Here is a 7,666-nt window from a genome sequence, read left to right on the forward strand (position 1 = left end):
CCGCCAACCCCACCGCCGACCCGAGCGAACCGGTCGAGCCCGCCGTCCGGATGGGCTGGCATCGCCCGCTCGCCCCACGACCTGCGCGAGAACGACTACGGGCTCCGCGGTCCCGTCCGGCCCTCAGAGCACCGTCGACGCGCTGTGCTCCCGCACCGCCGGACCGACGGAGACGAGGATGTCGAAGGGTTGCATCTCGGTTGAGACGGAAACCGGCAGGGTGAGCATGACGTGGGGTGAGCGGGTCGGAGTCGAGTACCGCAGGGTCTCCCCGAGCTTCTCCACGAACCACCCGAGACCGTCGACCTCCGACAGCATCGAGTCCCGCCGATAGCTCGCCGGCACGCCCGCCACTCCGCAGGTGAGGACGATCGGTCCCCGACCGTAGGCCGCCGCGGAGTCACGCGGTGGCTCGAGTCGACGCCGGTCCAGGTCGTGGCCAAGTGAAGATGGCAACGCCCCGATGAGGGCCGCGCAGGTCGCGTGGTCGGACGGCGCCGGCACCGGGACGTTGGTCAACCTGACCGGTCCGAGCCCGCCGCAACTCGTCAGCAGCAGGCATCCCACGGTGCCGCAGACGGTGAGTCCGATGGTCGCCCGGCGCGACGCCGAGACCCGACGACGGGTCAATGCCCGCCAGCCGGTGCCCTGCTCGTCACAACCCACTGCCGCCCGAACCACCACTTCACGACCCACTTCTGACATATCCGATCGTGGACGCTCAGAGGCCGCCCGGCGGACGGCCATCGCCTCCCTACCGATCACAGCCGCTGCCGGCTGGCGGTGCGAACCAGCCCGCTATCTTGCCTGTTTACTCGCATAAGCCGTCGGCCGACGGTGCGCCGAGCGTTCGCCACCCTCCACACCGGACCACGGGCCCACAGCTTTCAAAAATGGACGACCGGACAGGTCAGCGTGCGGGTGATGCCGTCAACCGACTGCACCCTCGACATGACCATCTTGCCCAGGTCGTCCACCGTGGGCGCCTCAGCACGCACGATGACGTCGTAGGGACCGGTCACGTCCTCTGCCTGGGTGACCCCGGGGATCTGCTCGATCTCCTTGGCAACCGACGCGGACTTGCCGACCTCGGTCTGGATAAGGATGTACGCGTGGACCACAGACGCTCCCTCGTCGGACGTCAACAGCCCGTCGAGCAGAACTACGGGCCGACAGAAGGTAACAGGCAAACGGGCCGGATGAGAGCCTCTGACGCCGAGGAATTTCTTCGACTCGACCGACGGGCGTCGGTCGACGCCCCTCGCACGCTCATCCGGCCCCCAATCCTGGGGTGCAGCAGCCCGGTCTCGTACCCGATTGTGATGGCAACCACGATTCTCGCTACGCATAGTGAAGCTCAAGGAGACACATGAAGGTTCCGAGCGTCCCGTGAGCGAACCCGCTCCCATCGCCGCGCCGGCCGCGGCGCCGCCGCGCGTGCTGACCATCGCGGGCTCCGATTCGGGCGGCGGCGCGGGGATTCAGGCTGATCTCAAGACGATGTTCGCGTTCGGCGTACATGGGATGAGCGCCATCGTCGCCGTGACGGCGCAGAACTCACTGGGCGTCCACGGGGTGTGGGATCTGCCATCCGCGGCGGTACGCGCCCAGATCAGGGCGGTGGTGGACGACATCGGGGTCGACGCGGTCAAGACCGGCATGCTGTCCTCGGCCACCCTGGTCGCCCTCGTCGCCGCGGAGCTGGACCGCGTCGACGCACCGGTCGTGGTCGATCCGGTGGGCGTGTCGAAACACGGCGACCCGCTGCTTGCTCCCGACGCGGTCGACGTCGTCCGCTTGGAGCTCATGCCGCGCGCTACTATCGCGACCCCGAACCTCGACGAGGTCCGCCTCCTGACCGGGGTGATCGTGCGAGACGAGGCCGATCTGCCCCGGGCTGCCGCGGCGATGCTCGCGCTGGGCCCGCGCTGGGTGCTGATCAAGGGTGGTCATCTGCGGGGCGATGCGGTCGATCTGCTGACCGACGGGTCCACAGAGATTCTCTTGCGTGGCCGCCGGATGGACCGGCGGCACACCCACGGCACCGGGTGCACTCTGGCCTCCGCGATCGCCTCGAGACTGGCGCAGGGCGACTCACCGACGCAGGCCGTCCGGGCCGCGAAGGAGTACGTCAGTGGGGCGCTGGCAGCTGGTTTCCCCCTCGGGGCGGGGATCGGCCCGGTAGATCACGGATATCGTCACCGCAGGTAGCCGCAGGTGGTCCGGGTCGAGCCGGGCCGGCTACATCTGATTCAATCGCCCAGCCGTGTGTGACTTGACGCATCCACATCATCGCCGGAGAGGTAGCCCGTGGGGTCGAAAAGTGCTGCAGTGGCCACGCAGGGAGGCGTGGACCACCGGTGGTACCGCATCAGCGGCGGCGCTCCGCTGCGGGGCTCTGTCGAGGCGTCCGGCGCCAAGAACTCGGTCACCAAGCTGCTCGTGGCAACCCTGCTCACTCCACAGCCGTGCACCCTGACCCGGGTCCCGCGGATCGCCGAGGTCGACGTCGTGCTGGGGATGCTGACCGAGCTCGGCACCGAGGTCGAATGGCTCGACGAACACACGGTGCGGCTCACCACTGAACGGATCGTGGACGCCTCGCTGTCCGAGGCGTATTCCGGGGTGAACCGCATCCCCATTCTCATGATGGGTCCACTGCTGCATCGCGTCGGCGAGGCCGTGATCCCGCTACCCGGTGGGTGTCGCATCGGGAAGCGACCCGTCGACTTCCATCTCGCGGGGCTGCGGGCGATGGGTGCGGAGATCATCGAACAAGTACGTTCCGTCCAGGTCAAGACTCTCGGCCTGCGCGGCACCCACGTCGCCCTGCCGTTCCCGAGCGTCGGTGCGACCGAGAATCTGCTGCTCGCGGCGGTGCGCGCGCAGGGCACGACGGTGATCTCCAATGCCGCGGTGGAACCGGAGGTCGTCGACCTCATCCTGTTCCTGCAGCAGATGGGCGCCCTGGTCGACGTGGAGGCCGATCGGACGATCGTCGTCCAGGGCGTGGCGAAGCTGCGCGGCGCCACCCACGCGCCCATTCACGACCGGATCGAGGTCGCGTCGTTCGCGGCGGCCGCGGTGGCCACCGGGGGGCGGGTGGAGGTGATCGGCGCACGGCAGGAGCACCTGATGACGTTCCTGAACCATCTGCGCCGGCTTGGCGGCGAGTTCGAGGTGACCCCGCGTGGCATGACGTTCTTCCGCGCCCGGCCGCTCACCGCCGCCCATGTGCAGACCGACGTGCATCCCGGGTTCATGACCGACTGGCAGCAGCCGCTGGTGGTGCTGCTGACCCAGGCCAGAGGAGCCTCGGTCATCCACGAAACGATCTACGAGGACCGTTTCGGGTACACCCGCCAGCTCGCCGAGATGGGCGCGGACATCGCGCTGTCGACGCTGTGCCTCGGCGGAAAGGCGTGCCGGTTCGCCGCCCGTGACTTCGAGCACTCGGCAGTCGTGAGCGGGCCGACCCCCCTCGCCGGCGGCGAGCTTACGATTCCCGATCTGCGGGCGGGCTTCGCCTACGTGCTCGCCGCGCTGGTCGCGGAGGGGACGAGCATCATCCGTGGAACCAGATTTCTCGAGCGCGGATACGAGGACCCGGTCGGCAAGCTCCGTTCGATCGGAGCCAACGTCGATGCCGACCCGGTGTCCACCCCCCCTGCCGCCAGCCCGTCACCGGGGGTGCTCCCCGCCTGACCGGCGTCACCGATGTGTTCGGTACTCCGGCCCCGGCTCCCGGCTCATCAGATCCTTGACCGCCTCCAGCGGCGGCAGACCCTCGTAAAGCACCCGCTCGACCTGCTGTGTGATGGGCATCGAGACGCCGAGCTGATCGGCCACGGCCAGCAGCGGTCGGCAGGACCGCACCCCCTCCGCAACCTGCCGCTGCTCCGCCTCCACCTGCGCCAGGCTGAGCCCACGTCCCAGCTTTTCGCCAAAGGTCCGGTTACGCGACAGCGGCGAACCACAGGTCGCCACGAGATCACCGAGCCCCGCCAGGCCGGCGAAGGTCATCGGTTCCGCGCCCAGCGCGATGCCGAGCCGCGACGTCTCGGCGAGACCTCGGGTGATCAGGGATGCGAGGCTGTTGGTGCCGAAACCCATTCCCTCGAGCATTCCGGCGGCAAGGGCGATCACGTTCTTCACCGCCCCACCGAGCTCGCATCCGATCACATCATGATTCGTATAGGGACGGAAGTAGGGGGTCCAGCAGGCAGTCTGGACGATCTCCGCCGTTCGGGTCGAGGTGCTGGCGACGACGGTTGCCGCCGGATGTTCCGCGGCGATCTCATGTGCCAGGTTCGGGCCGCTGACGACGGCGATCCGGTCCGGCGTCACTCCGGCGACCTCCGCGATGACCTGGCTCATCCGCAGCCGACTGCCCGCCTCGACCCCCTTCATCAGGCTCACGTAGATCGCATCGGAGGCGATCCGCGACACCCAGCGGGCGAGCAGCGAGCGCAACGCCTGCGAGGGCACGGCCAGCACCACGAGCTCGGCGCCCGCCAGCGCGTCGCCCGGATCGCCCGTCGCCCGGACCCGGTCGGGGAGCTGGACCGTGGGCAGATATCGCGGGTTGACATGCCGGCGGTTGATCGAGCGGATGACCTGCGGATCCCGGGCGACGAGGTCGACCTGGGCGCCCGCGTCCGCGAGGACCTTCGCGAAGACGGTCCCCCACGATCCGGCGGTCAGCACCGCCACCCGCCTCACCTCCTACTCCCAGAAGCAGTGCGGCGACCGACCGCGGTCGCACCGTTGCGAGCCCCGGCCGGCTGGGCCGGGACCGGGGCCCCGTTCACGGCGTCCTCGGACCGGTTGTTGCTGGGATCGGCGGTAATGGTTCCCTCCGGTGGGTCACGGGACCGGCGTCCACGTCCGGTGCTGCGAGCACCCCGACGCTGCGCGATGGCGTGCCCACCGCGTCCTCACACTCGACCGTAGACGCCGCTCTGGCGGGCATCACGCAGGATGCGCCGCTCACCAGCGACGTTGTCGCCCACCAGGGACGTTGCCACGGCTCCATCGACGTGAGACCACGCTCGGCGAAGGGCCGCGCTCGCCGCCCGCACGATCAACACAGGCAGCGACTGGAGGCGAACACTGGAGATACGCCTACGGACGACGTTCACCCCACGGTCAAGGCGTGGCGGCGGCCGACTCTCCCGCGTCGCGTCCACGTCATCGTCGATCATCGCCTGGTTCGCGCCCTCCGGCTCGCCCCGTCGCACGGCGCCATGGCCTATGGTCACCTTCGTGTGGCTCCCACAAGGCGGGGCGTCCTGGACGGTCCTTCTGCCGTTGAAGAACCTGGCTCGGGCGAAGAGTCGGCTGGACCGGCCGGATCGAAGCCTGCTGGCGCTCGCGATGGCCATCGACACGGTGACGGCCGTACTCGCCTCCGCAACCGACCTCGTCGGCGCCGTGGTGATCGTGACAAATGATCAGACGTTCCGCCGGACGCTGTCACGGCTGCGCGACCAGGATGACCTCAGCGCCGGAGACGGCGCGGATCCGTCACCGGCCCCCGCGCTGTCGACCCAGATGCGCGCCCGCCTCGTCGTCGTTGCGGATACCCCCGACCAGGGCCTCAATCCGGCGCTGGCGCACGGCGCGGAGCTGGCGGCCGGCCGCTGGCCCGGGCATCCACTGGCGGCGCTGTCCGGGGATCTGCCGGCGCTGCGAACCGCGGAGCTGCACCGGGCCCTGGCCGCAGCCGGCAACCACCGTCGCGCGGTCCTCGCCGACGCCGCCGGCACGGGCACCGTGTTGCTCACCGCCACGACCGGAGCACCGCTGGGGCCAGCGTTCGGACCGCACAGCCGCGTCGCGCACCGCCGCTCAGGGGCCGTGGACCTGACCGACGCCCTCGGATCCTCGGTCCCCGGGCTACGACGCGACGTCGACACCGTAGATGATCTCGCACAGGCGCGTGACCTGGGGGTTGGCAGAGCAACGGCGGCGGCTCTTCTGGTCGGCCAGCCGGCGGTGCCCTGACCCGGCCCCGACGGGAGTCGGGTCAGGGCACCGCCTCGGAACGGAGTCGTCAGGCGGCCGGGTCCGCCCCTCGGGCCGGCTCTGCGGCCGGCAGCTGGCCATCGCGGGCAGCCCACGGCCGCGTCGGCGCGAGAGGCAGCGGAGCCGGCCGCGCGAACAGGTAGCCCTGGCCCAGCTCGCAGCCAAGCTCCTCCAGCTCGGCAATCTGGCCTTCGCGCTCGATGCCTTCCGCGACGACGACGGCACCGAGGGCGTGCGCCAAGGTGATCATTGAGCGACGCATCACCGTCACCCGACCCCCGTCCCGCGGCGGTTCGAGCAGAGTCCGATCCAGCTTGACGACGTCCACCGGTAGCAGGTGCATCGCGGCGAGCGTGCTGTTGCCCGCGCCGACATCGTCGAGGGCGACGGCGACACCCAGTGCCCGCACCTCGTCGAGCACCTCGCGTGCACCATGCAGGTCGTCTATCCGGCTCGTCTCGGTGATCTCGACGACCAGCCGGCGGGGATCGAAACGGCTCGCGGCGAGCGCGCGGGCGACGCTGTCGAGCAGGGTCATGTCGGTGACCCGGCTGGCAGAGACGTTCACGTGCAGGCGAAGCGCGGAGTCCGGGTAGGCCACCGCGATCTCCGCGCAGGCCTGGGTGAGAATCATGTCGTCCAGCGCGCCGACGATGCCGCCGCTTTCCGCGGCCGCGACGAACGTGCCGGGCGGCACCGGGCCGCGGCCGGGCGCCGTCCAGCGGGCCAGTGCCTCCAACGCGACCGGAAGGCGGTCGCGCAGACGCACGATGGGCTGGTAGTGGACGTCGAACCCGGCCGATCGGCCGCCCCGGCGCAGCGCGGTGGCCAGTGCGTCGGCCAGATGGGTGCCGGCGACGAGGTGGGCGCCGGGAGTGGAGCCCAGTCCCGGCCGGTAGACGACCAGGCGGTTCTTGCCCGTCCGCTTCGCCGCGTGCACGGCGGTGTCGGCCCGTCGTAGCAGGACCTCGGTCGTCTCCTGGGTACGACCGGCCACGACCAGGCCCACGCTGCCCCGCACGGGCCAGTGGTGGCCGCCCACCGACACGGGTTGGCGCAGGGCCGCGAGCACGCGTTCGGCGATCGTCTCGGGCAGCTCCCGCCCGCCGTCAAGCAGTACGGCGAACTCGTCGGAGCCCAACCGGGCGACGGTGTCCGAGGCCCGCACGCAGTGCCGCAGGCGCTGGCCGACGGCGCGCAGCAGATGATCCCCGGCGGCGTAGCCGAGGCTGTCGTTGATGATGCGGAAGTCGTCGAGGTCGCAGTACAGGACGGCCACGTCCCGACCGTCACGGCGGCTGGCGGCGAGGGCGTCGGTGAGACGCTCGTGGAACAGCGTGCGGTTCGCGAGCTCGGTGAGCCGATCATGTGAGGTCCAGTGCCGCACTTCGCGCTCGGCGTGCCCAACCTGCGCGACCAGTCGCTGGCTCACCCGCAGGGTGACCATCTGCCGGACGAGGACCGCGGCGACCAGGGCCGACCCGACCACGATCTCGACCGGGTCGAGCACAACGCCGGTCCGCGATCGGCCGAGCATCAACCCGCCGATGCCGGCGGCGGGGACGTAGGGCACCGCCAGCAGGAACCAGCCAGCGAGGTCGCCACGCGGCATTTCCCGGGCCGTCCCACCCCCGTCGCC

Annotated in this window: 7 protein-coding genes; 3 read left to right on the forward strand and 4 right to left on the reverse strand. The window is 70.4% G+C overall.

The features are described 5' to 3' along the window. Nucleotides 1-123 precede the first annotated feature (123 nt). Together NBZ83_RS27765 and NBZ83_RS33495 are read right to left on the reverse strand one after the other, a co-directional pair. On the reverse strand, nucleotides 124-705 hold the full coding sequence (locus NBZ83_RS27765; RefSeq protein ID WP_261576100.1) for a DUF3515 family protein: 582 nt from the start codon (nucleotides 703-705) through the stop codon (nucleotides 124-126). Between the two features lie 182 nt (nucleotides 706-887). Then, nucleotides 888-1,121: an Lrp/AsnC family transcriptional regulator gene (locus tag NBZ83_RS33495; protein ID WP_009742309.1), complete on the reverse strand. Its 234-nt coding sequence runs from the start codon at nucleotides 1,119-1,121 to the stop codon at nucleotides 888-890. A 268-nt stretch (nucleotides 1,122-1,389) separates the two neighbouring features. Between NBZ83_RS33495 and thiD the strand changes: the two genes are divergently transcribed. Both thiD and murA read left to right on the forward strand, forming a co-directional pair. Next, nucleotides 1,390-2,211 (forward strand): bifunctional hydroxymethylpyrimidine kinase/phosphomethylpyrimidine kinase, encoded by an 822-nt coding sequence (thiD, locus tag NBZ83_RS27775; RefSeq protein ID WP_261567777.1) that lies wholly within the window; start codon nucleotides 1,390-1,392, stop codon nucleotides 2,209-2,211. Nucleotides 2,212-2,331: 120 nt separating this feature from the next. Further along, nucleotides 2,332-3,705: a UDP-N-acetylglucosamine 1-carboxyvinyltransferase gene (gene murA / locus NBZ83_RS27780; RefSeq protein WP_261576101.1), complete on the forward strand. Its 1,374-nt coding sequence runs from the start codon at nucleotides 2,332-2,334 to the stop codon at nucleotides 3,703-3,705. A 6-nt stretch (nucleotides 3,706-3,711) separates the two neighbouring features. Here murA and NBZ83_RS27785 read toward each other — a convergent pair whose 3' ends face one another. Beyond that, the gene (locus NBZ83_RS27785) at nucleotides 3,712-4,722 is read right to left on the reverse strand and encodes an NAD(P)H-dependent glycerol-3-phosphate dehydrogenase (protein ID WP_261567775.1); all 1,011 of its coding nucleotides are present in this window, start codon (nucleotides 4,720-4,722) and stop codon (nucleotides 3,712-3,714) included. Between the two features lie 531 nt (nucleotides 4,723-5,253). On the opposite strand from NBZ83_RS27785, the gene cofC reads away from it, so the two are divergent. Next, entirely contained in the window at nucleotides 5,254-6,006 is a 753-nt protein-coding gene (cofC, locus tag NBZ83_RS27790; protein ID WP_261567774.1) for a 2-phospho-L-lactate guanylyltransferase, read from the forward strand. Nucleotides 6,007-6,055: 49 nt separating this feature from the next. On the opposite strand, the gene NBZ83_RS27795 is transcribed toward cofC, so the two are convergent. After that, a partial coding sequence (locus NBZ83_RS27795; protein WP_261576102.1) for a putative bifunctional diguanylate cyclase/phosphodiesterase occupies nucleotides 6,056-7,666 on the reverse strand: 1,611 nt, incomplete at its 5' end.

It is taken from the genome of Frankia gtarii (assembly GCF_025403375.1).
Lineage (GTDB): Bacteria > Actinomycetota > Actinomycetes > Frankiales > Frankiaceae > Frankia > Frankia gtarii.